1 protein-coding gene and 3 pseudogenes are annotated in these 2,397 nt (G+C 49.6%); 2 read left to right on the top strand and 2 right to left on the bottom strand.

Going from position 1 to position 2,397, the window contains the following annotated elements:
* Window positions 1-187: pseudogene (locus BV390_RS31380) on the top strand (hypothetical protein); the annotation flags it as partial.
* On the opposite strand, the pseudogene BV390_RS30185 reads toward BV390_RS31380, so the two are convergent.
* Both BV390_RS30185 and BV390_RS30180 read right to left on the bottom strand, forming a co-directional pair.
* Window positions 106-375: pseudogene (locus tag BV390_RS30185) on the bottom strand (ISNCY family transposase); the annotation flags it as partial. The pseudogenes BV390_RS31380 and BV390_RS30185 sit on opposite strands and share 82 nt — an antisense overlap.
* A gap of 75 nt (window positions 376-450) precedes the next feature.
* A complete protein-coding gene (locus BV390_RS30180; RefSeq protein WP_065906418.1) occupies window positions 451-1,419 on the bottom strand; it encodes an IS110 family RNA-guided transposase in 969 nt (322 codons plus the stop codon).
* A 188-nt stretch (window positions 1,420-1,607) separates the two neighbouring features.
* Between BV390_RS30180 and BV390_RS30175 the strand changes: the two are divergent.
* A pseudogene (locus tag BV390_RS30175) lies at window positions 1,608-2,293 on the top strand (IS3-like element ISEc15 family transposase); the annotation flags it as partial.
* Window positions 2,294-2,397 lie beyond the last annotated feature (104 nt).

The following is a 2,397-nucleotide window of genomic DNA, read 5'->3' as shown; positions in this document are numbered from 1 at the left end:
TGGTGATTCTGAACTTTTGCTTTGCCACGGAATGGTCTGTGTTGTCGGGAGGATGCGTGATCTGATCCTTCAACTCAGCAAAAGTTCGATTTATTCAACAAAGCCGATAAACGTTTCCAGCCAAGCATTGGCTTCTTCGATACTGCTTATTTTATTGAGGCGCATTTCTTTGATGAGCCTGTCCTGAAGTGTTTTGTTGGCACGCTCAACACGACCTTTTGCCTGAGGGCTGTTCGCACAGATAAGCTCAACACCAATATCGTGCAGGACTCGACCAAATTGAGTTCCAGATTTGCTTCCGGCGGCATGATTTACTCGAAAAATACCGTGTTTGTCGCTGTAAAATGCCAGCGGCTTACCATGTTTCTCAACATATTCACTGGAGTGACCCCGAGCCCGTAGACAAATCTGCCCTATAGTTTGAGCATAGCAACTGTCTTTCGAGCGCGGCTACGAAGCATGCTGGTGATACATCGGATCCCATGCTTCATTCTTTTTCAGCATTGCGTTCAGGATGGTCAGCAATTTTCTGATGCAGGCCGTCAGTGCAACTTTTTTAGGTTTTCCTGCGGCAACCAGGCGTGTATAGAACTCTTTAATTACAGGGTTGTGCCTCGTCCCAACCAGGGCTGACATATAGAGAGCTGTACGGACTGAAGCTCGCCCTCCGAATACAGTTCGGCGACCGCGCATCGTACCGGAATCCCTGTTTACTGGAGCAACCCCAATAAGGGCACTAATTTCTCGTCGTGACAGTGAGCCAAGTTCTGGGACTTCTGCCAGTAGTACGGCGACTGTCGCAGAGCCAACTCCTTTAACTGCGTTCAGAAGCTCGGATAATTCACTGAAATGCTCCTTGATGTGAATCGCCATTTCACCTTCAATACGCGCCAACTCGCCCTTCAGGGCCGAAATAATTGATCTGATGCTTGCATGGCTCAGAGGATGCGAGGGATGTAATCGGTTTCGTTCGGCTGTAAGCATGATCGTGAGCTGTCTGCGTCTGACCACCATCGCAGCCAGAATCTGCCTGTGGGCATCAGGTAAGGGACGAATGTATCTTTCCCGTTCTGGGTGCTGGTTAATAACTTCCGACATCTGAAGCAATACTCTGGCATCTATACGATCAGTCTTCGCCAGATAGCCCATTGCACGAGCAAAATCTCGAGCCTGGCGGGGATTAATGACGACAACGTCAAACCCTTCTGATTGAAGATAACAAGCCACACATGACTCCAGACCCCCTGTCGCCTCCATGAGGATCAACCTTGTTTCATTTCGCTTTAACTCTCTGAGAACTTGAGTAAAACCGTCAGTTCCATTTGGTACAGTGAACTGGCTGGCAATATTGCTGATTGCAATATCCAGAGTACCTTTTGAAACATCTATGCCTGCACAACGTTGATTTGACACGCTCATCTATACCCCTCCTTGCAAATACGATTTGAAGTTCGGACAACTGTTCGGGCTTCAGATGAACGGCTCAGCCTGTGCGTCAATCGCTATGCTGCGGGCTTTAATAACCCCGGGAGGAATCGGACTACACAGGCCTTGCCAAATCTAAGCCAGATCATAGTAATCCACTTTTGAGATACAAGGAGGAGTCTATGGGCACACCACGTTTTACCCCTGCATTTAAGGAAGAGGCCGTCCGCCAGATCACCGAGCGGGGCTATTCTATTGCTGAAGTATCTGAACGGCTCGGCGTGTCGGCGCACAGCCTATATAAATGGCTCCGGGCTGTTAAGCCTGACAACAGTGGACAGCAGGCACAGGATTTACTGGATGCCAGAACAGAAATTCTCAGGCTGAAAGCACAGCTTAAACGCACTGAGGAAGAGCGGGATATTCTGAAAAAGGCAGCGCGGTACTTTGCAAGGGAGCCCGACTGAAGTATCGCTTTATCAACGATCACCGTGAAATCTGGTCGATCGTTACAATGTGTCGGGTCCTTAAGGTTGCCCGTGCCGGATTTTATGTCTGGCTCCATAACCCTGTATCTGCCGGAGAAAAGGATAACCAGCGACTGCTGGAACTCATCCGCGACTCCTATACGCTGAGTGGTGGAGTTTACGGTTATCGCAGGGTTCATGGCGATCTTCGCGAAATTGGCGAAGTGTGCAGCAGAAACCGGGTTGCCAAAATCATGAGGAAAAACAGGATTCAGGCTATACATGGTTATAAAGTGCCACGCGGGAGTCGGGGACGACCGTCACTGATAGCGCCTAATCACGTGCGGCGTGAATTTACTGTAGTGAAGCCCAATCAGGTGTGGGTCACCGACATCACCTATAGTGTGCCCGGAGTTCAGGGCGGGCATGGATGCTTAAATGAACCGCGAGTCTGTCTGGAATATTGAACCGGTAACTCACGATGAGAAACCCAACAATCCCACCG

Source organism: Klebsiella sp. YJ (assembly GCF_002108615.1).
In the GTDB taxonomy this organism is placed as follows: domain Bacteria; phylum Pseudomonadota; class Gammaproteobacteria; order Enterobacterales; family Enterobacteriaceae; genus Klebsiella; species Klebsiella planticola.
Note: the sequence above shows the minus strand (reverse complement) of the source record. Positions and strands in the feature narration are given on the sequence as shown.

Coding starts and splice junctions, on each gene's coding strand:
- BV390_RS30180 (WP_065906418.1), bottom strand. CDS start 1,419: ATGAGCGTGTCAAATCAACGTTGTGCAGGCATAGATGTTTCAAAAGGT.